At 70.9% G+C, this 20,032-nt stretch carries 15 protein-coding genes and 2 pseudogenes; 11 read left to right on the forward strand and 6 right to left on the reverse strand.

Annotated elements, in window-relative coordinates; genetic code table 11:
- From OG514_RS26905 to OG514_RS26915, 3 genes are all read left to right on the forward strand, one after another.
- The gene (locus OG514_RS26905) at positions 1-1,266 is read left to right on the forward strand and encodes an acyltransferase (RefSeq protein WP_266899126.1); all 1,266 of its coding nucleotides are present in this window, start codon (positions 1-3) and stop codon (positions 1,264-1,266) included.
- A gap of 451 nt (positions 1,267-1,717) precedes the next feature.
- Positions 1,718-2,626, forward strand: coding sequence for a squalene/phytoene synthase family protein (locus tag OG514_RS26910; RefSeq protein ID WP_266899128.1), 909 nt, complete (start codon positions 1,718-1,720; stop codon positions 2,624-2,626).
- 76 nt (positions 2,627-2,702) lie between these two features.
- Entirely contained in the window at positions 2,703-3,362 is a 660-nt protein-coding gene (locus tag OG514_RS26915) for an epimerase (protein ID WP_266900978.1), read from the forward strand.
- A gap of 350 nt (positions 3,363-3,712) precedes the next feature.
- On the opposite strand, the gene OG514_RS26920 is transcribed toward OG514_RS26915, so the two are convergent.
- Entirely contained in the window at positions 3,713-4,630 is a 918-nt protein-coding gene (locus OG514_RS26920) for a TIGR03619 family F420-dependent LLM class oxidoreductase (RefSeq protein ID WP_266899130.1), read from the reverse strand.
- 199 nt (positions 4,631-4,829) lie between these two features.
- Positions 4,830-4,901 (reverse strand): annotated as a pseudogene (locus tag OG514_RS26925) (DUF2191 domain-containing protein); the annotation flags it as partial.
- A 64-nt stretch (positions 4,902-4,965) separates the two neighbouring features.
- Between OG514_RS26925 and OG514_RS26930 the strand changes: the two are divergent.
- The 4 genes from OG514_RS26930 (at position 4,966) to OG514_RS26945 (ending at position 9,228) form a co-directional block, all read left to right on the forward strand.
- On the forward strand, positions 4,966-5,685 hold the full coding sequence (locus OG514_RS26930) for a Sir2 family NAD-dependent protein deacetylase (protein ID WP_266899132.1): 720 nt from the start codon (positions 4,966-4,968) through the stop codon (positions 5,683-5,685).
- Between the two features lie 236 nt (positions 5,686-5,921).
- Positions 5,922-6,707, forward strand: coding sequence for a class I SAM-dependent methyltransferase (locus OG514_RS26935; RefSeq protein WP_266899134.1), 786 nt, complete (start codon positions 5,922-5,924; stop codon positions 6,705-6,707).
- Positions 6,708-6,901: 194 nt separating this feature from the next.
- Positions 6,902-8,017: a peptidoglycan-binding protein gene (locus OG514_RS26940; protein ID WP_266899136.1), complete on the forward strand. Its 1,116-nt coding sequence runs from the start codon at positions 6,902-6,904 to the stop codon at positions 8,015-8,017.
- 152 nt (positions 8,018-8,169) lie between these two features.
- Positions 8,170-9,228 carry a phosphotransferase family protein gene (locus OG514_RS26945; RefSeq protein WP_266899138.1) on the forward strand — a complete coding sequence of 353 codons (1,059 nt, stop codon included), beginning with the start codon at positions 8,170-8,172 and terminating at the stop codon, positions 9,226-9,228.
- Between the two features lie 57 nt (positions 9,229-9,285).
- On the opposite strand, the gene OG514_RS26950 is transcribed toward OG514_RS26945, so the two are convergent.
- Complete coding sequence (locus OG514_RS26950) at positions 9,286-10,581, reverse strand: hypothetical protein (RefSeq protein ID WP_266899140.1); 1,296 nt, start codon at positions 10,579-10,581, stop codon at positions 9,286-9,288.
- 264 nt (positions 10,582-10,845) lie between these two features.
- Between OG514_RS26950 and OG514_RS26955 the strand changes: the two are divergent.
- Positions 10,846-11,376 (forward strand): annotated as a pseudogene (locus OG514_RS26955) (FAD-dependent oxidoreductase); the annotation flags it as partial.
- Positions 11,377-11,450: 74 nt separating this feature from the next.
- Here OG514_RS26955 and OG514_RS26960 read toward each other — a convergent pair.
- Both OG514_RS26960 and OG514_RS26965 read right to left on the reverse strand, forming a co-directional pair.
- Complete coding sequence (locus OG514_RS26960; protein ID WP_266899142.1) at positions 11,451-12,161, reverse strand: response regulator transcription factor; 711 nt, start codon at positions 12,159-12,161, stop codon at positions 11,451-11,453.
- The gene (locus OG514_RS26965) at positions 12,158-13,033 is read right to left on the reverse strand and encodes a sensor histidine kinase (protein WP_266899144.1); all 876 of its coding nucleotides are present in this window, start codon (positions 13,031-13,033) and stop codon (positions 12,158-12,160) included. The genes OG514_RS26960 and OG514_RS26965 overlap by 4 nt, the downstream gene beginning before the upstream one ends.
- A gap of 137 nt (positions 13,034-13,170) precedes the next feature.
- Between OG514_RS26965 and OG514_RS26970 the strand changes: the two genes are divergently transcribed.
- Complete coding sequence (locus tag OG514_RS26970) at positions 13,171-13,881, forward strand: ABC transporter ATP-binding protein (protein WP_266899146.1); 711 nt, start codon at positions 13,171-13,173, stop codon at positions 13,879-13,881.
- The gene (locus tag OG514_RS26975; protein ID WP_266899148.1) at positions 13,878-16,187 is read left to right on the forward strand and encodes an FtsX-like permease family protein; all 2,310 of its coding nucleotides are present in this window, start codon (positions 13,878-13,880) and stop codon (positions 16,185-16,187) included. The genes OG514_RS26970 and OG514_RS26975 overlap by 4 nt, the downstream gene beginning before the upstream one ends.
- Before the next feature lie 147 nt (positions 16,188-16,334).
- On the opposite strand, the gene OG514_RS26980 is transcribed toward OG514_RS26975, so the two are convergent.
- A complete protein-coding gene (locus OG514_RS26980; RefSeq protein WP_266899150.1) occupies positions 16,335-17,396 on the reverse strand; it encodes a CdaR family transcriptional regulator in 1,062 nt (353 codons plus the stop codon).
- A gap of 538 nt (positions 17,397-17,934) precedes the next feature.
- Between OG514_RS26980 and OG514_RS26985 the strand changes: the two genes are divergently transcribed.
- A complete protein-coding gene (locus tag OG514_RS26985; protein WP_266899152.1) occupies positions 17,935-19,959 on the forward strand; it encodes a flotillin family protein in 2,025 nt (674 codons plus the stop codon).
- The last annotated feature ends 73 nt before the right edge of the window (positions 19,960-20,032 follow it).

The following is a 20,032-nucleotide window of genomic DNA, read 5'->3' on the forward strand; positions in this document are numbered from 1 at the left end:
ATGACCGCATCCTTCGAGTTCGGGGGAAGCCAGGACACCGTCCGGCTGAGGATCCCCGCCGCTCTGCGACGGGAGTCCCAGCCGGAGTCCCAGCCGGAGCCGTCGGCACCGTCCCCGCGCAAGGGCGGCCGAGACCGCTACCTCGACCTGCTGCGCGCGCTGGCGCTGGTCCGTGTGGTGATCTACCACAACTTCGGCTGGTTCTGGCTGCCCGTCGTCTTCCCGTCGATGGGCGTGATGTTCGCGCTGGCCGGGGCGCTGATGACACGCTCGCTCAGCCGTCCCGCCCTGGGAGTCATCCGGGGCCGCATGCGCCGGCTCCTGCCGCCGATGTGGCTGTTCGGCGCGGTCGTACTCACCCTTGAGATCGTCGACGGCTGGGGGCCCGACGCCGAGGGGCATCCCAACTGGTGGTGGGGCAAGCTGCTGTTCTGGCTCGTGCCGCTCAGCACTCCGCCGTACGCCGAATCACTCAACGGCTTCGACCATCTTGTGGGGCCGAGCTGGGCGGTGCAGGTCGTCGTCCCGCTCTGGTACCTCCGCGCGTACCTCTGGTACGTCCTGCTCTCGCCGTTGATGCTGTGGGCGCTGCGGCGGATGCCGGTGGTGACGCTGTCCGCGCCGATCGCGCTGACGATCGTGCTGAACACCTTCTTCATCGACCAGGAGTTCCTCTACGGCCGGGTCTGGGAGAACCTCAGCGACTTCGCTATGTTCGGCTCCTGCTGGATCCTTGGCATGGCTCACCAGGAGGGTCTGCTCAAGAAGATCCCGCAGTACGTCGTGCCGTCCGTCGCGCCGCTGATCATGGTGGCCGGCTGGTGGTACCTGCAGACCCGGCCGGTCGATCCGACCGTGCACACCGACATGGAGAGCTGGCCGATAGCCCAGGCCCTGTGGTCCTTCGGCTTCGTCGCCCTCCTGCTCCACATCAGTCCTTCCTGGGAACAGTGGCCCCGACCGCTGGAACGCTGGAACGGTCTGATCAGCCTGCTCAACGCACGCGCTGTCAGCGTCTATCTCTGGCACCAGACCGCGTTGGTGGCCGCCATCCCGCTGATAGACCCCCTCTGGTCCGTCGGCTTCTTCTACGAGAACTTCCAGTGGCTGCTCGTCAGCCAGTGGTTTCCGCTGATGGTGGCGATCCCCCTGACCGGACTGCTGGTGCTGACCTTCGGCTGGGTCGAGGACATTGCCGCGAAGCGCTCTCCGCGGCTCTTCCCGTACCCGCGCCGCGTGCGGGGCAGGCGCCGGGCCGGCGCCTGACGCGGGCCGCCCGAACCGCGGGCGTGCAGGGACGGCAGTGACCCGCGCCACCGATTCCGGTGCCGCGGGTCACTGGTCAGGGCTCGTGAGCTCCTGCCTCGGGATGCCGAATGTGTACCGCGCCAGCCTGTCGCGCCCGCGGGATACGGCGTGACTCTCGCGGATCGAGTGACGGGACGGTGCAGGCGCACACGATGTGCGCGAACCTCGCACGGGCCAGTCGGTCGTGTCGATGTCTCCGCCCCGACAGCCGGAGACCTCACCGAGGCGCGCGGCCGTGCAGGCGGCGAAGAGGACGACCGGCCCCCAGCCTCGGTACTCACCGTGGGAGGCGGCCACGAGCGCGCCGGCCGGCTGGACGAGCGCCTCCCGGTCGGGAGGGGCCGGAGCCACAGCGCTACCTCGCAGCCCGGGCCCGTAAGATCGCAGCCGACGACGGCAGGAGACCAGCATGTGGAAGCGGGCCCTGGGCCGGGCCGGGGTCAGGGAGCCACGGCTACGGCGGGACTACACCGCGCAGCGCCAGGCGGTGCGGAGCTTCGCGACGGCCGAGTACGCGGCCGTACGCCTGCTGCTGCCCGCCGCACTGGTCCCGCACGTCGTGGCCGCCGTCGCGTTCATGCACGACACCGACGATCGGATCGACCGCGGAACACCGGACGAACGAGCGTCCGCGCTCACGGAATGGGACGGGCTCGTACGGAAGGCTCTCGCCGAAGGTGACTCCGCACTGCCCGTGCTGCGCTGCCTGGTACGCACCGTCGAACGCCACCCGGACGTACGCACGTATGTGGACGCGTTCCTGCGGGGCTGTGAGCGCGAGGTCGCGTGGCGGACCATCGCGGACGAGGAGGAGCTGGAGCGGTACGTGGAGGAGTACTCCCTGCCCGCGCTGATGCTCACGGCCTGCCTCCTCGCGCCCGCGGAGACGTCCGCGCGAGAGGCGTTCACGGGCGGCTGCCACCGCCTCATGCGGGGCATGCAGCGCATCGACTTCCTGGAGGACCTGTCCGAGGACCTGCGCGCGGGCCGGACGGGCGTCCCCGCCGACGCGGTGGCGCGCCACGGTGCGGACCTCACGCGGCCCGACGCGGCGCTGGGCCGGCTCGTCCAGGAGCAGGCGGACCTGGCCGACACCGACCTGACGGCGGCAGCCTCCCTCCCGGGCGTGGCGGCCCCTTCGTACAGGCCCTTCCTGCGGGCCCTCATCGGGGTCCAACGCCTCCGCCTCGACGCCGTACGCCACCATGGCGCAACCCTCGCGACACGGACCTCCGGCCCCGCGGCCCCGGCGTCCGCCGCCCTGCTGCTCCGCGAGACAGCAAGCCGAACCCGTCGGGCCTCGCGGGCCGGGCACTGAGGTCGTCCGCGGTCACTGCCGCTCCGCACCACCCCGTACCCCGTACGAACCACCCAAGAGAGGCCACGCGTTGAAGGTGATCCTGTTCGGGGCGTCCGGCATGGTCGGCCAAGGTGTGCTGCGCGCCTGCCTGGAGGACCCCGAAGTGACCGAGGTCCTCGCCGTCGTCCGCCGCCCGCTCGGTCGCACCGCCCCCAAGCTCCGCGAGGTGCCGCACTCCGACTTCGCCGACCTCACCCCGATCGCCGGCGAACTGGCCGGGGCCGACGCGTGTTTCTACTGCCTGGGTGTCTCCGCGGCCGGGCGCGACGCCGTCGAGTACGAGACGATCACGTACTCCTACACGCTGGCGGCCGCCCGCGTGGTCGCCGCCGGCAACCCCGGCCTGACCTTCGTCTACGTCTCCGGAGAAGGCACCGACAGCACCGAGCAGGGCCGCTCGGCCTGGGCCCGGGTGAAGGGCCGCACGGAGAACGCCCTCCTGGCCATGGACATGCACGCCTACGCCTTCCGGCCGGGATGGATCCAGCCCCTCCACGGCGAGACCTCGGGCACACGTTGGTACCGCGTGATGTACCGCCTCACCTCATGGCTCTACCCGGTCATCCGCCGCGTGGCCCCCCGATTCGTGACCAGCACCGAACAGGTGGGCCGCGCCATGCTCGCCGCCACCCGCCTGAACGGTGCCGGGCCCCACATCCTGCGGACCGCCGAGATCAACCGGCTCGGCGCCTGACCGGCCGAGGAACGGGGGAACACCGCGAGCATCCACGGACCCATCGCTCAACGCGTACGCCGCCACCACCCGCTTCAACGGCCGGAGCACCGTCACCCCGGACGCCGACCACGCGACCGGCGTTCCCTACTGCCGGCCCTGAACCACCCCTAGGGGGTGTTTCGAAAGTCCCGCACAGCACCCGCGGCGCCCGGCACGCCCCCTCGCCGCACCGGCCAAAGGCCCAAGTAGCTCCTCCCCCACTCTCGGCTTCGCTCGAGCGGGGGGACCCCCATCGAGGGCCTTCGTCCGGCACGCCGAGGGCACGCACCGGACACCGCGGGCACCGCACAGGACTTTCGAAACACCCCCTAGCCCTTGCTCAGTTGGTCGTGAAAGCGGTGGGCGAGGTCCGTCAGCTCTTCCGCGTTCCGCGCGGTCTGCTGGAGGTCGATCAGGACCTCGTCGGCCCCGGCCGCATGGGCGGCGAGCAGGTAGTCCGACACCTGCGCGACCGTTCCCCGACGCGGAACGGTGTCGCCCGGAGCGGTCTCGGCCGTCACCACGGGGTTCACCCGGACGACGGTGCGCAGGGCCTCGGGGTCACGCCCGTTGGCTTCCGCGATCTGCCTGATCTGGCCTATGACGTGGGTCAATTGGGGAATCGGCAGCGCTGCTCCCGCCCAGCCGTCCGCGCGCCGGCCGATGCGCTCCAGGGTGGCCGGGGTGAAACCGCCCAGGAGCACCGGCGGGCGGGGGCGCTGTACGGGGAACGTCTCGATGTGCGCACTCGGCATCTTCCACAGTGCCCCCTTGTACGCGGCCGACGTGCCGGACCAGACGTGGTCCAGGACGTCGAGGATCTCCTCCAGCCGTGCCCCTCGCCCCTGCCAGGGGACACCGATGGCCTCGTACTCGTCGGACGACCAGCCGAGCCCGAATCCGATGTCGAGCCGGCCCTGGCTGAGGATGTCGACGGACGTCAGCGAACGGGCCAGCAGGAGCGGCGAGTAGAAGGGCGCGTTCAGCGTGCTGGTTCCGAGACGCAGCCGTCGGGTGGCGTGCGCCAGGAAGGACAGGGTGACGACGGGGTCGAGGAAGGTGCGGTAGGCCTCCGGTAGCGGACCGCCGCCGGGATACGTGTCACGGGGTTCGGTCGGGACGAGGGCGCGGTCGCCCACCCAGAGGCTGTCGAAGCCGATCGCTTCGACCGTGGCGGCGAACTCCGAGATCACGGTGGGGTCCGTGAACAATCCGTACTGGGGGGCTCCCAGGCCGATCTTGACCATGTCTGTCACCTGTTCGAGAAAGTGCGGTGGTCCGTTCTCGGACCACCGTGCCGTACACGGATCGACATGTGATCAACAACGGGTGAATGCGCTGCTCAGTGCCTTGCCGCAGGCGGTCGGCCATCAGACGGCCCGGCGCCCGCCGCGCCCGGTGCTCGCTGCTGCCGCGGCCAGGGCGACGGCTGTCGGCAAGAGCTCCGTTGCCGATGCCGGCCAGGACCATGACTTCCACCACGAGTTCGGCGTCGAGTCCGATGCTCACCTTGGCCATGGCGGGAACCCAGCTCCGGGAAACCCGCTCGCGGGAGCGGATGGGTGGTGCCTAGGGTCCTCGTATGACGATGGTCGCGATCTTCAGTGGTGCCGGTATCTCCACCGACTCGGGCATCCCCGACTACCGGGGTCCGAACGGCATGTGGCGGAAGGACCCCGAGGCCGAGCGGCTCGTCACGTACGGGCCGTACATGGCCGATCCGGAGATCCGCCGCCGCTCGTGGCGGATGCGCCTCGACGGTCCGGTCCTGAGCGCCGAGCCGAACGTGGCGCACCGCGCGATCGCCGCGTACGAGCGGACGAGCGGCAACCCGCTGCGGGTGATCACGCAGAACGTGGACGGGCTGCACCAGGCCGCTGGGGTGCCCGCGCGGAAGGTCCTCGAACTCCATGGCTCGGCACGGGCGGTGGTGTGCACGGCCTGCCACGCGCGCTCGGCCATGGCGGAGGCGCTCGACCGGGTACGGGCCGGTGAGGACGACCCGGCGTGTCGGGAGTGCGGCGGGATCCTGAAGTCGGCGACGGTGATGTTCGGGCAGCGGCTCGATCCGGTGGTGCTCGGCAACGCCATGTCGATCGCCAAGGCCACCGAGGTGTTCGTCGTGGTCGGCAGCAGCCTCCAGGTCCAGCCGGCGGCCTCCCTCGCGGGGATCGCGGCCGAGCACGGCGCCCGGCTGATCATCGTGAACGCCGAGCCCACCCCGTACGACCCCGTAGCCGACGAGGTCGTACGCGAGCCGATCGGCACGGCGCTGCCGGCGCTCCTCGACCGGCTCCGCTAGCGCTGTGACCGCATAGCGGTTGGATGTGCGGTGACGTCCGATCCGACCGCTGGAGGCGTGGTGGCCGACCCGTCCATGTGCGCGGACCGACTGATCAGGAGAGGCAGCGGCTGCAGCCTGCGGAGCGCAGACAGGCAGGGTGAGGCGCCCGTGCGTCGGCTCGGTGGTGCCGTCGTCTGCCTCGTCGGCGCTGCAGGATGGCTACGGAATGGTGGATTCCGGAGAGGTGTGAGCCGATGTGGGTGGCTGGTGAGGCGTACGAGCCGTACGTAGGCCGGTGGAGTCGTCTGGTGGCACACCGGTTCGTTCGCTGGATGGGTGCGGCTCCCGGGGGGAGCTGGCGCGATGTCGGGTGCGGCACGGGTGCGGTGACGCAGGCTGTGCTGGATGTGGCCGAACCGGTGACGGTCGTCGGCGTCGACCCGTCGGCCGGCTATGTGGCGTACGCGCGGAAGAGCGTCACGGACCAGCGGGCGGGGTTCGTCCTGGCCGACGCGGTGAACCTGCCTTTCGCCGACTCCACGGCGTCGGTCGCCGTGAGCGGGCTCGTGCTCAACTTCGTACCGGACGCACCACGGGCGGCCGCCGAGATGGTTCGTGTGGTCCGGCCCGGCGGGCTGGTGGGGGCGTACGTCTGGGACTTCGAGGAGGGAGGCATGGAGGCCATCCGTGCCTTCTGGGACGCCGCGTCCGCCCTGGACGCGGACGCGGCCGACCTGGACGAGGCCGTCAGGTTTCCCCTGTGCGGCCGGGCGCCGCTGGGTGAGCTGCTGGTCGGGGCCGGGCTTGAGGACGTCGAAGTGGACGAGATCAGCGTGCCGACCCGCTTCTCGGGTTTCGACGACTACTGGCAGCCGTTCCTGGGAGGGCAGGGGCCGGCGCCCGCCTATGTGGCCTCCCTGTCGGAGGATCAGCGCGCGGGGCTGCGTGAGCGGCTGCGCTCTGCACTGCCCCCGGCGGCGGACGGCTCGATCGCCCTGCGTGCGCGGGCCTGGGCCGCGCGGGGCACGCGCGGAACGTGAGCGGGTCGCCCGGAGACAGCAGCCCGGTCGGGCGGCGGGTCAGCCCCGTGCCCTGATGTGGTGGCGGTACCCGCGCCCCCGCCCGCCCGTCGCCGAGTACGCCCTGACCCGCGGGCCCGTTCGAGCTGCGTCGCGACCCTCCCGGAGAGACGATGGAATCGGGGAACGGCCGATGCCCGGAAGGGGAATCCGCCATGGCGCTGCTGAAATCCGCGCGGTTCCGCGGGGATCCGGTCCTGGAGCGGATACGTGCCGGAACGACGTCCTCCTACCTCACGTACGGTCAGTCCGGGAGCCACATCGGAGCGGTCCAGTACGGGCTCATCGACCTGGGCTACTCCATTCCGAGCGGCGCGACCGGGTTCTTCGGGAACGAGACGTCGGCAGCCGTAGTCCAGTTCAAGCAGGACCAGGTGCCGCCCCTGACGCCCACCGACCCGGTGGTCGGCATCGGCACGATGACCGCGCTGGACACGGCGTGGGCCATGCCGTGCGCCGACCGCGACGAGTGGCTGTCCTGGCAGACCCGGCGCATACCGGCCTTCGACTTCAACCGCAGCCGTGAACTGGCCAGGCGGCCGATCACCTCGTACACCTTCAACCCCGAGTCCGCGGTCATCCCGGTCCAGTTCCGAACCGCGATGACGGTCGGCCTGGAAGCCCTGCTCGACCCGGCCGGATCACCCGACGGACCCTTCACCCCGTCGGCCACCTGGGGAGCGAGCCCGCTCGACCTCGAACACTGCCACATCGTGGTGGACGTACCCTCGCCCTCGACGGCCTGGCTCGACACACGGAACAAGTACATCGCCCTCCGGACGCGATCCACCGCGCTGATGAACCAGGCCGACCTCTCGGGTCACACCACCTTCGGCCCCGCCTGGACCGTGGTCTACAAACAACTTCTGACGGCCCCGGGCGTCGGAGCCACCCAGGGCTACCTCGATCAGTACACCGAATTCCTCGACGAGGTGCTGAGAACCAGCGCGACGACGACGGAATCCGTACGCCTCCTCTGGCACACCTTCGATTCGGACAACTGGCGCCCCGTCGAAATGGCGGACAACGATCCGCGCCGGGCTTGGTGGAACCACGTCGTACCAGCCCCGTCCGGAGTGACGCGCACACCCTTCGGGAGCGACGAGGGAGCCGTGGCGGCGCACACCTTCCTCTTGGGCGACCTGCAGTTCGTCGTCGACGAGTTCGCCGTGATCACAGCTCTCGCCCCGACATACATCGAGGCGGCGGCGCTGGTGGGCCTGGAGGAGAAGCACATCTTCGCCGCCATGCAGGGACTGCCGTACCCGTAGGGGCTGCGCAGGGTGGGTGGCGGCTGCTTCGTGGGACCCGGCGACCTCCTGGTCACCTCCCGGTCGGCCTGCTCGGGAATCGTGTGGGCGATGCCGTCTCTCGCGTCCACCTCGCTGTTTCCGCGCGCGGACCTGCGGATACGCTCGTCGGCATGCCGAACCGTGTTCCTTTCAATGATGCGCTTCTCTCCACCGTGGGCACCCCCGAGCGGGCCGAACTCCTCGACAGCAGTCCGCGGTCACGGGTGTGGCGGGTGCGGCTCGCCGACCGGCGGCTGGTGATCGTCAAGCAGATCACCGACGACGGAGACACGGGCGCCGATTCGGACACGCGCTTCGCGCGGGAGGTCGCCGGGCTGCGCCTGGCGGGGCGGGCCTCCGGGCGCGCCGTGGCCCCCGCGCTGCTCGCCACGGACCCCTCCTCGCGGGTGATGGTCCTCGAGCACCTGGACGACCTCGGCAAGACGGACGACTGGATGCCGGGGTACGCCGAGTCGCTCGCCCGGCTGCACGCCCTGACCGGGCCGTCCGACGTGGGCGAACTGCCGGTGTGGTCAGGGCCCACGGCCGCCGACGCGGATTCCTTCCTCGCCCTGGCCAGGGCGCTCGACGTGCCCGTACCGTCCACGGTTCCCCATGAACTCGCCGGACTCCTGGAGCGGTTGGACCCCACTCCGCACCATGCGCTGCTGCACGGCGACCCCTGCCCCGGCAACGATCTGCGCACCGCCGACGGCATTCGCTTCGTCGACTTCGAGCGGGCCTCGCTCGGCAACGGCCTGATCGAACTCGCCTACTTCCGCATCGGCTTCCCCACCTGCTGGTGCGCCATGTCGGTCACCGCGGCCCCGCTCACGGAGGTCGAGGACGTCTACCGGACCACCTGGCGCGACCTCACCGGGAAGGACGTCCCGGGTGACCTCGCCGACGCGTGCGCAGGCTGGCTGATCCAGGGCGACGCGCTCGTCGAGCGGGCCCACCGAGGGACGGTCGACCAGCTCGCCCGGGTACCCGCCGAGGACTTCGAGTGGGGCTACGTCTCCGCCCGTGAGCGGCTCGTCCACCGCCTGGGCGTGGTCGCGGACATGACCCGCGACCACGATCACCTGCACGCCGTCGGCCGCCTCAGCTCCGCCCTGGCCAACCGCCTGCTCGAACGCTCGCCGAAACTGCGCCCGCTGCCCACGCACGACGCCCGCCCTTGGTTCTAGACCGTGCCGAACTGGACGACCACGCAGTCGGCCTGACACAACGACGGGCGGCGGGGGTCAGCGTCGGGGGTAGACGCTGAGGATGGCATGGGTGGCCGGTTCGGCCCCCGGGGCCTTCTCGTTGACGGGTGTGTCCTCGTACAGCGCCACGTCACCGGTCACACGGGTCGGGAGCGTCACGTTTCCGTCGAGCTTCGTGGGCTTGCCGGTGGCGAGATCAAGGGCGATGAGGCCGGCCGATCCGGACGTCGTCACAGCGCCGTACGCCGTGCCGGAGTTGTCGACGCCGCGGAACTGCACCCCCGCACGGGACTCCGTCTCGCCGAAGCAGTAGCCCTTCCCGGCCTGGAGATCGAAGGCCACATCCCCGTTGACCAGGTAGCGGCCGTTGTCACTGAGGATCGTGTCGCCCCCGCTGGTGAGAACGGAGGTCAGGCCGTCGCACGTGACGCTGATCGTCGGCTTTCCGGTGCGCTCGTCGTGCAACGCCCACACGTAGTTCATCGCCAGGCCGGAGATGTTGTAGTCCTGGTTCTTGGACGGCCATCGGGCCACGAGGTAGCCACCGCGGACTCCGTAGGCCACTCCCTTGTCCAGACCGCTCTCGGAAGCCGCGCCCGAAGGCACCACCTGCTGCCCGGCCCAGGCGTCGGCGACGGCGAACTCGGGCTGGGTGAAGCTCTTCACCCTGACCGCGAATTCGGGAGTGCTCTTGCCCCGGGAGGGCGTGGTCGTGCCGGTGGCGGCGTCCACGACCGCCATTCCGTCAGGGGTCTGCACGGTCACGGTGCCATCGGTGTCGTGGGGGAAGACACCGCCGTCCGTCCCGGGGACCCTGACCTGGTGCGCCGGGGCTACGCCGGTCCCGGAGGAGTCCGCCGGAAACACGGCGAGACGAACGGCGGGCTTCCCCTGGTTCAGCGCGTCCTTGCCCTCTCGAACCGACACCGCCAGCACGACGAAGTCCTTCCCGCCCTTGCTGGTGACCCCCAGATCCGCGTCCTCGGCCCGGAACTCGTCGGGCCGCGCGCTCGGCTTCCAGGGTGCGCTCGACCAGCGGACGGCGCCGGTGGCCGCGTCCCGTGCCTCCACGCCGAGCGCCTTGCCGTCCGGATACGTCTTGAGGAGCAGCACCAGTTTCGCGTGCGGCGCGACGGCCGGCCGGTCCAGCCGCTCCGTCTGCATGACGGCCCACCCCTTGGCACCGTCGAACGCGGGTGGGAGCTGCCGCGCCTGCGCCCGAGGCACCGCGGGCTTCTGCGGTGAGGAACTCTTCGGCGGCGGGCCGGGCGTCTCGGACTTCCCCGCATCGCCCTCCGGCGAACCGCAGCCTCCCACGGCGAGTACGGTCATGGCTGCAAGTGCGCCTGTCAGTAACTTCTTCACGTTCGGCCTCACCCTCATCGACCCTGCATGTCCCGGGAAACTATCCTTGATCGCATCACCACATGAGGCCCGGTTACAGGTACCGACTGCGCGGCCGTGTGCTGCGCGGCTGAGTCGCGGCCCCGCTCCGCCGCTCGTCCCGGTTCGGTGACCCGCGTCACAGCAGGCTCCTGTCAGCAATCAGGGCGCCATCTCGTTCAAGGGGCACGCGAACGAGACAGGAGCCACGCCATGAAGCACCGCATCGTCGTCCTCGGCGCCGGATACGCCGGGGCCTTCGCCGCCGGAAACCTGGCCCGTCGGCTTTCGCCCGCCGACGTCGAGATCACCGTCGTCAACGCCGTGCCCGACTTCGTCGAGCGGATGCGGCTCCACCAGCTCGCGATCGGCCAGGACCTCGCGGTCCGCAAGCTCGCCGACGTGTTCGCCGGCACCGGGGTGCGGTTGCGCCTGGCGCGCGTCACCGGTGTCGACCCCGAGCGCCGGACCGTCGCGGTGACCGGCGAGGACGGCGACGGCGAACTCGCTTACGACACGCTCCTCTATACGCTCGGCAGCACCGTCGCCCACCATGGCGTCCCCGGCGCGGCCGAGCACGCCTTCGATGTGACCGGCCGGTCCTCGGCACTGCGACTGCGCGAACGCATGGACACCCTGGGCGCGGGCGGCACCGTACTGGTCGTCGGTGAAGGGCTCACCGGCGTCGAGACCGCCACCGAGTTCGCCGAGTCGCGGCCCGACCTCTCGGTCGCGGTGACCGCCGTCACCGCGAAACCGGTGACCTGAGGGGGAGCGAGGACGGCATCCCCTCGCCTCTCGCGGGCAGCGGCGCGCTCCTATCGGCGGGGATCGCCGGCGTCGGCGGACTCTCCCGGTGAGACGAGTCCTGTCTCGTACGCGACGACGACGGCCTGCGCCCTGTCGCGGAGGGTCAGTTTGCCGAAGATCCGGGCCACATGGGTCTTCACCGTCGCCTCACTGAGGGTCAGTTGCCGCGCCAGTTCGGCATTGGACAGCCCTCGGCCCATGAGTGTCAGCACTTCCCGCTCGCGCGGCGTCAGCGCCGCCAGGTCCCGGTGGACGGCCGGGGTCGCGGGGCCCGCACCGGTGCCGGCGGCGAAGCGCTCCACCAGGCGGCGGGTGATCGAGGGCGAAAGGAGGGCATCGCCGGTGTCGACCAGGCGTACCGCGGCGGCCAGATGCGCGGAGGTGACGTCCTTGAGCAGGAAGCCGCTGGCTCCGGCGGCGAGGGCGGCGTAGACGTAGGAGTCGAGGTCGAAGGTGGTCAGCATGATCACCCGGCAGTCCGGCGCCTGTGCGAGTACCTGGCGGGCGGCCTCCAGGCCGTCCATGACCGGCATCCGGATGTCCATCAGCACGACGTCGGGCCGCAGCCTCCGTGCGGCGGCCACGGCCTCGACCCCGTCGCCGGCCTCACCCACCACGTCGATGCCGCGGGCGGTCAGGATCAGGCGGAAACCGGTGCGGACCAGCTCCTGGTCGTCGGCGATCACGACGCGAGGGGCGGGCTCGGTACCCGTCGTCATGGCCGGTCCAACGGGATCCGGGCGCGGACGCGGTAGCCGCCGCCGAGGCGGCGGCGGGCGTCCAGGTCACCGCCGTAGACGCCGACCCGCTCCCGCAGACCGAGCAACCCTCGGCCCGTTCCGTTCGCTTGGCCCGTCCCGTCGGTTCGGCCCGTTCCGTTCGCCTGGCCCGGGACCGGCTCACCTCGCGAGGGCCGGCCCGCCGACAGGACGCTCGGTCCGCTGTTCAGCACCTCGACTCGCAGGTAGTGGTCCGCATACCGCACCGTCACCTCGGCTTTCGCTCCGTCCCCGTGTTTGAGGGCATTGGTCAGGGCCTCCTGGACGATCCGATAGGCGGTGACATCGATCCCGGTCGGCAGCGGGCGCGGCTCACCGGAGACGCGCACCTCCACGGGCAGGCCGGCGAAGGAGACGCGGTCGATCAGCGGGCCGAGCCGGCTCAAGCTCGGCTGCGGTGACAGGTCCATACCGTAGGGCTCGTCATCGCCGTTCTGTGCGGGTGCGAGCAGGCCGAGCAGGTGCCGCAGCTCGGTCATCGTGTTCCGCCCGGCGGTCTCGACGGCGCTCATCGCCGCCGCGGCCTCGTCCGGCATCGTGGCCAGCACCTCGCGGGCCGCCCCCGCCTGGACCACCATGAGGCTCACGTTGTGGCTGACGATGTCGTGGAGCTCGGCCGCGATCCTGGCCCGCTCGGCGTCGACCGCGATCTGTGCCGCGCTCTCCCGCTCCCGCTCCAGCAGCCAGCCGCGCTCCTCGACGGCCGCCCGGTGCAGCCGCCGGGCCCGGACCACCGCCACGCACAGGTACCCGGCGGCGCCAACTGCTGCCGCCAGGGCGATGATCAGCCAGATCGTCCCGGATCCCCACACCGGATCATCCTCTCAGCCGCACGGCCCTCTCCTCGTCAGTCCCCGGATGCAGCTCCGTACATCCCAGGGATGACCTGCCCGGACGGATACACGCGGGGGGTGACGCCCCGTCCGCGACACCCGCCTAGGTTCGAGCCATGACGACTGATCAAGGACACGCCCGGCACGTGGTGGTGCGGCTGGAAGACGTGCACAAGGAGTACGGCGACGCGAAGGCCCTGGACGGCCTGTCGCTGGAGATCAGGGCGGGGGACGCGGTCGCCGTGATGGGCCCCTCGGGCTGCGGCAAGTCCACCCTGCTCAACATGGTGGCCGGCCTGGACCGGCCGACCTCGGGCACGGTCGAGGTGCAGGGTCATGACCTCGGAAAACTGAACGAGACCGGATTGGCGCTGTTCCGGCGGCGGAACGTCGGCATGATCTTCCAGTTCTTCAACCTCATCGACGATCTGCCCGTCCTCGACAACGTGGCGCTGGCCGCACAGTTGACCGGCACCCCGGCCCGGCAGGCGCGCCGCCGTGCCCTGGAGCTCCTCGACGAACTCGGCGTCGCCGAACGCCGGAACAACTATCCGGCGACGCTCAGCGGCGGCGAGCGGCAACGGGTCGCCGTGGCCCGGTCCCTCATGAACCGTCCCGCGCTGCTGCTGGCCGACGAACCGACCGGCGCCCTCGACAGCCGCTCGGGGGAGCAGGTGATGGACCTGCTGATCGATCTCAACCAGATCGGACAGACCCTGTTGATCGTCACCCACGACCCGCAACTGGCCACTCGCTGCGCCAGCCGGCTGATCCGGGTCGCCGACGGCCGGGTGGCCGGCGAGAGCGCACTGGAGGCGAGGGTATGAGCGCCGTCTGGAGAGCGTCACGCGGGGCCGTCAAGCGTCGTCGGCTCCAGACCTTCGTCATCGGGCTCGTCGTCCTCTGCTCCACCACGACCGTCCTGCTGGCGCTGGGACTCCTGGCCGCCGCCTCAGGTCCCTTCGACACGGTGTACGCCGAACAGCGCGGAGCCCATACGGTGGCGACCTTCGACACCACGAAGGTCTCGCCGGAGGAGCTGGCCCGGACCGCCCGGCAGCCAGGGGTGGAGGCCGCGGCCGGGCCTTTCGGGCAGGCCGTCGTCGACATCCCCGAGCGCTGGCTCTGGACGGCGGGCGGCAGCCTCACCGTGGTGGGCCGAGCGGATCCGGCCGGACCTGTGGACCGGGTCGAGCTGCTGGAAGGCCACTGGGCCACCGCGCCCGGCGAGATCGTCGTCAACTGGTCGGTCGGGGGCTCCCCGGACCCGGAGTTGCTGGGCACCAAGCTGGAGAACCCCGGAGGACCGACCCTGACCGTCGTCGGGTTCGCCGCGAGCATGAGCAAGTCGGCGAGTGCCTGGGTGTCACCCGAGCAGATGGCCGCGCTGCATCCGTCCTCCGCCCAGATGCTCTACCGCTTCACGGAGTCCTCCACCGAGGCCCAGCTGGCCGCCGGGCTGGCCGGGGCCACCGCGGGACTGCCCGAGAAGTCGCTGACCGGCGCACAGTCCTACCTGGCCCTCAAGCAGGCCTTCTCCGCGCTCGTCGACTCCTATCTCCCGTTCATGACGCTCTTCGGTGTCCTCGGCCTGCTGGTCTCCGTCCTGATCGTCGGAAACGTGGTCAGCGGGGCGGTCGTCTCCGGGTACCGCCACATCGGGGTGCTCAAGGCCCTGGGCTTCACACCGAACCAGGTCGTCGCCGTCTACCTGACCATGCTCTCCGTACCGGCCGTCGCGGGCTGCCTCCTGGGCACCCTGCTCGGCAACGTGCTGGCCGGCCCGATCCTGAACGTCGCGTTCACCGGCATCGAAGTGGGCCGGGCCTCCGTCGGCGACATCGACCCGTGGGTCTCCGTCGCCTGCCTCCTGGGCATGCCCGCCCTCGTCCTGCTGGCCGCTCTGGTCCCCGCGCTGCGCGCCCACCGGCTCCCCGCGGCTCAGGCGATCAGTGCGGGCAGCGCGCCGCGCACCGGGCGCGGGCTGCGCGTCCAGCGGATCCTCGGCGCCACCCGGCTGCCGCGCCCGGTCAGTCTGGGTCTGGGCCAGCCGTTCGCCCGCCCCGGCCGCACCCTGCTGACCATGTCCGCCATCGTTCTCGGGGTCACCACCGTGACGCTGTCGACCGGACTGACCAGCACCATGCTGGCGTTCGGCAACGTCGGGCGGGAGGACGGCGGCGCCAGGATCCAGGTGGCGGCGGGGGAGCCGGGCGACGCCCGGACGACTCCCCGGCTCAGCGACCGGCAGATCGACGAACGACTCCGCTCCCTTCCGGGCGCGGCGGGGGTACGGGCCCGCGCACTGGCCCAGGCGAACATGACCGGGCAGAACCAGCCCGTCTTCGCCGATTTCTACCGCGGGGACGATTTCTCGTACACCCATACGATCGTCAAGGGCCGTGCACCGGCGGCGGCGGGCGAGATCGTGGCCGGACCGTCGTTCCTGACCCAGCGCGGACTGAAGGTCGGTGACCGGGTCGATCTGGAACTGAGCGGCAGGCGGATCTCCGCGACCGTCGTGGGTCAGCTCATCGAAGGCAACGCCCGGGCCCTGGAGGCCACCTGGCAGACCCTCGCTCACCTCGCGCCGAACACACGCGCCACCGAGTACACGGTACGGCTCGCGCCCGGCGCTGACGCGCGTGCGTACGCCGAGGCGGTCGAGGCGCTCGACCCAGGCCTGCGCGCGTCGGTGGCGGACTCGGAGAACACCGGCACGACCACCGTCGTCACGTTCTCGACGGTGTTCACGGTGCTGCTGACCCTCGTTGCCTCGCTCGGCGTCTTCAACACCGTCCTGCTGAACACCCGAGAGCGACGCCGGGACCTGGGCATGCTCAAGTCGATCGGGATGACCCCCCGTCAGGTGGTGGTGATGACGGTGACCTCCGTCGCCGCGTTGGGCGCGGCCGGTGGGCTGCTCGGCATTCCGCTGGGGGTCGTGGCGCACCGCCTCGTCGTGGACAACGTCGGAGTGGTCTCCTTCCCGGCCCCCATGAAGGACGTGTGGCACGCACCGCAGTTGGCCGCGATGCTCTTGGCGGGTGTGGCGATCGCCGTCCTCGGCGCCCTGGTCCCGGCCCGGTCGGCAGCGAGGACGACCATCGCCTCGGTGTTGCACACCGAGTGATCACCCATCGGCACCCGTCTCCTGGCACCTGTCTCCGGGATCCGGCACACGACACCCCACCGCGTCAGCCGTCGGCTGCACGGAAAGGGAGTCCGCTTCCGTGCGGCAGGGGCGGTCGGAGCCGGTCCCGCCACAGTTCACCGGGGGTCACAGCGGCTGCGCGGGCCAGTCGAGGAGTCTCGCGCCGATCACTGCCGTCTGGAGGGTGTAGCGCTGGACGGGGTCGGTGGGGTCCGACCCGGTGAGGCGGTGGATGCGGGCGAGGCGGTACGTCAAGGCCCGGACGCTCAGGCTCAGTCGGCGGGCGGCCTGGGCGCTGACGCAGCCGGTGTCGAAGTAGGCGGTGAGGGTCTCCAGGAGGGGGCCTGCGCCGCCGCGCGCCTCCTGGAGGGGGCCGAGCACGGTGCGTACGAGGTCGGCCATGGCCTGCCGGTCGCGGGTGAGGACGGGGTAGACCAGGAGGTCGGCGGCGTACAGGACCGGTTCGTTCAGGTCCATGCGGGCCGCGAGTTCGAGGGCGTTGAGGGCTTCCTCGTAGGAGTGGACGACACCGCCCGGACCCGGGTGGGGTCGGCCGACGGCGACCTGGCCGCCGTCGGTCGCGGCGTACGCCTGCTTGGCGAAGTGAGCGAGTACCTCGGGTTCGTCGGCGGGCGCGATGCAGATCAGCCGGCCGTCCTTGGTGGTGAGCAGGATGCGGCGGTTGCCGAAGCGGGCGGCGAGCGAGGCCTCGACGGTACGGGTGACCTCGTAGCCGTCGCCGTACGACTCCCGCCCCTGGGCGACGGCCACGGCGTGGGCGTGCGAGAGGAGCAGCCCGAAGCGTTCGGCGCGTTCGGCTATCCGGCCGAGACCGCTGCGGCCGTGCAGCAGGTCGTCGATGAACTCCCTGCGGTGGGCCTCTTCCTGACGAACCGCCAGATGTTGTGCCAGCTCGTGGCCTTCGGCGAAGGCGTCGACGGCCTGCTCGACAGCGCTCAGGAGGTGCTCGGCGGCGCCCCGCGACAGGCCGGAGCGGACGTGCTGAGCGGCCGAGAGGTGGGCCCGGACGAGGGACCGTAGACCGATGCCGGCCTTCGCGGCCCGATCCCCGCGGGACCGCAGTGCGTCCCGTTCCTCACGGGTGAGCCTGCGGCCGGTCGCGCACACTTCCGTCAGGATCTCGGCGAATCCCTCCAGATGGTCCACCGTCGTGTCCTGCTCCGTCACGGCCCCTCCCGCCTGCCCCGACACGCCATTGACGCGTTCCTGACGCGTGGGGATCAAGACTGCCACGGCGCTCGCGGATGCTCGGCACCGGCATCAAGAAGGCGTCAAAGGCTGCCGGGTTGCGGCAATGACCGGATGGGTGGGGATGTGTCAGGGTGGGGTGACGGCAGGGCGTGGGCGAGGCCCCGATGCCGGGACACGGAAAGCGTGAGCGGAGGGGGAAGGCCATGGGGGAGCTTGCCAAGCTGTTCCCTGACGAACCCGGGGCCGCCACCGGTCCGTCCCTGCGTGGCTCGACTCCGTCCGTACGCATCGGGACGTAGTTCAGCCGGGTTCCTTCCTTCCTTACGAGGCGGGGCGCTCGCGGGCCGCGCTCGCGGCCGGCTCTCCGGATGTGCTTCCCGGCCGCCCCCTCGTGCTGCCCTCGCCCCCTCATCGCCCTCTCCTCGTGCCGCCCTCGTGCCGCCCGAGGCTGCGACTGCCGCTTCCCACCGTCGACTTGCTCCATCGACTTCCTCCACCGACACGGGGTTCTCTCATGGATTTCCTGACCGCGGGCCTCGGCGTGCTCGTCGCCGTCGTCCTGATCATCGCCGTCGCTCTGCTGTTCGTCGTCAGCCGGCTGTTCCGGAAGGTGGAGCAGGGCAAGGCACTGATCGTCTCCAAGATGCGGAAGGTCGACGTGACCTTCACCGGACAGATCGTGCTGCCCGTCCTGCACAAGGCCGAGGTCATGGACATCTCGGTGAAGACCATCGAGATCTCCCGGACCGGCCGGGACGGCCTGATCTGCCGGGACAACATCCGCGCGGACATCCGGATCTCGTTCTTCGTACGGGTCAACAAGACCGTCGACGACGTCATCAAGGTCGCCCAGGCCATCGGCACCGAGCGGGCGAGCGACAAGGACACGCTGCAGGAGCTGTTCAACGCCAAGTTCTCCGAGGCGCTGAAGACGGTCGGCAAGCAGCTGGACTTCACCGATCTGTACACCAAGCGCGAGGAACTGAGGTACCGGATCATCGAGATCATCGGCATCGACCTCAACGGCTACAGCCTGGAGGACGCGGCCATCGACTACCTGGAGCAGACCCCGCTCGCCCAGCTCGACCCGGGCAACATCCTCGACGCCCAGGGCATCCGCAAGATCACGGAACTGACCGCTGTCGAGAACGTCCGCACGAACGAGTTCCGCCAGCACGAGCAGAAGGAGATCACCCGGCAAAACGTCGACGCCCGCGAAGCCATCCTGGAGCTGGAGCGGCGTCAGGCCGACGCCGAGATCAAGCAGAAGCGCGAGATCGACACCGTACGGGCCAGGGAGGAGGCCGAGACCGCCCGGGTGGTGGAGGAGGAGCGGCTGCGGGCACAGAGCGCGTTCCTCAGGACCGAGGAGCAGCTCGGCATCCAGCGGGAGAACCAGGCCCGCGAGGTGGCCGTCGCACAGAAGAACCGCGAGCGGGTCATCGCCGTCGAGAACGAGCGGATCGAGAAGGACCGTCTCCTCGAAGTCATCGCCCGGGACCGGGAGACCGAACTGACCCGTATCTCCGCCGAGAAGGAGGTGGAGTCGGAGCGCCGGGACATCGCCGAGGTGATCCGCGAGCGGATCGCGGTGGACCGGACGGTCGCCGAGCAGGAGGAGTCCATCAAGCGGCTCCGTACGGTCGAGGAGGCCGAGCGCACCCGGCAGGCGATCGTCATCGCGGCCGAGGCGGAGGCCCAGGAGAAGCTCGTCAAGGACATCAAGGCGGCGGAGGCGGCCGAGCAGGCCGCCGTGCACCGGGCCGCCGAGGAACTCACCCTGGCCGAGGCCCGCAGCAAGGCCGCCGACATGGACGCCCGCGCCAAGATCCGCCTCGCCGAGGGAGTGCAGGCGGAAGCGGCGGCGGAGGGGCTCGCGGCGGTGCAGGTCCGCGAGAAGGAGGCCGGTGTCATCGAGAAGGCCGGCCGCGCGGAGGCGGAGGCCACCGAGGCACGGCTGCGCGCCGAGGCCGTCGGCACCCGGGAGAAGGCCCTCGCCGAGGCGACCGCGATCGGCGAGAAGCTGAAGGCCGAGGCAGCCGGTCTGACCGAGAAGGCGGCGGCGATGGCGGCGCTGGACGAGGCTTCCCGGGCCCACGAGGAGTACCGGCTCCGGCTGGAGGCGGAGAAGGACATCCGGCTTGCCGGGCTCGACGTCCAGCGGCAGGTCGCGGAGGCCCAGGCGACCGTCCTGGCCACCGGTCTGGAGCACGCCGACATCAACATCGTCGGCGGGGAGTCCGTCTTCCTCGACCGGCTCGTGCAGTCGATCGCCCTCGGCAAGTCCGTCGACGGCTTCATGGACCATTCGCGGACGGCGCAGGCGCTCGCCGGGCCCTGGCTGAACGGGGAGGGGTCCTTCACCGAGGACCTCACCACGGTCCTGGGCTCCCTGACCAGCGCCGACGTTCAGAACCTCAGCGTCTCCGCGCTCCTGGCGAAGGTCATGAAGTCGGGCGTACTCGACGCGGGCGCTGGTGCCGGCACCAGCGCCGGCGGCAGCGACATCGGTGTCCTCAACGGCGCCGTCAAGGGCTGACCGCCCCGGGGGGAGCGGTCACGACGGGTCCGGTGCCGTGCGCGGGGGGCACGGCACCGGACCCCCTTCACCA

The organism is Streptomyces sp. NBC_00572, assembly GCF_026341815.1.
Classification (GTDB): domain Bacteria; phylum Actinomycetota; class Actinomycetes; order Streptomycetales; family Streptomycetaceae; genus Streptomyces.

Coding starts and splice junctions, on each gene's coding strand:
- OG514_RS26905 (WP_266899126.1), top strand. CDS start 1: ATGACCGCATCCTTCGAGTTCGGGGGAAGCCAGGACACCGTCCGGCTG.
- OG514_RS26910 (WP_266899128.1), top strand. CDS start 1,718: ATGTGGAAGCGGGCCCTGGGCCGGGCCGGGGTCAGGGAGCCACGGCTA.
- OG514_RS26920 (WP_266899130.1), bottom strand. CDS start 4,630: ATGGTCAAGATCGGCCTGGGAGCCCCCCAGTACGGATTGTTCACGGAC.
- OG514_RS26930 (WP_266899132.1), top strand. CDS start 4,966: ATGACGATGGTCGCGATCTTCAGTGGTGCCGGTATCTCCACCGACTCG.
- OG514_RS26935 (WP_266899134.1), top strand. CDS start 5,922: ATGTGGGTGGCTGGTGAGGCGTACGAGCCGTACGTAGGCCGGTGGAGT.
- OG514_RS26940 (WP_266899136.1), top strand. CDS start 6,902: ATGGCGCTGCTGAAATCCGCGCGGTTCCGCGGGGATCCGGTCCTGGAG.
- OG514_RS26945 (WP_266899138.1), top strand. CDS start 8,170: ATGCCGAACCGTGTTCCTTTCAATGATGCGCTTCTCTCCACCGTGGGC.
- OG514_RS26950 (WP_266899140.1), bottom strand. CDS start 10,581: ATGACCGTACTCGCCGTGGGAGGCTGCGGTTCGCCGGAGGGCGATGCG.
- OG514_RS26960 (WP_266899142.1), bottom strand. CDS start 12,161: ATGACGACGGGTACCGAGCCCGCCCCTCGCGTCGTGATCGCCGACGAC.
- OG514_RS26970 (WP_266899146.1), top strand. CDS start 13,171: ATGACGACTGATCAAGGACACGCCCGGCACGTGGTGGTGCGGCTGGAA.
- OG514_RS26975 (WP_266899148.1), top strand. CDS start 13,878: ATGAGCGCCGTCTGGAGAGCGTCACGCGGGGCCGTCAAGCGTCGTCGG.
- OG514_RS26985 (WP_266899152.1), top strand. CDS start 17,935: ATGGATTTCCTGACCGCGGGCCTCGGCGTGCTCGTCGCCGTCGTCCTG.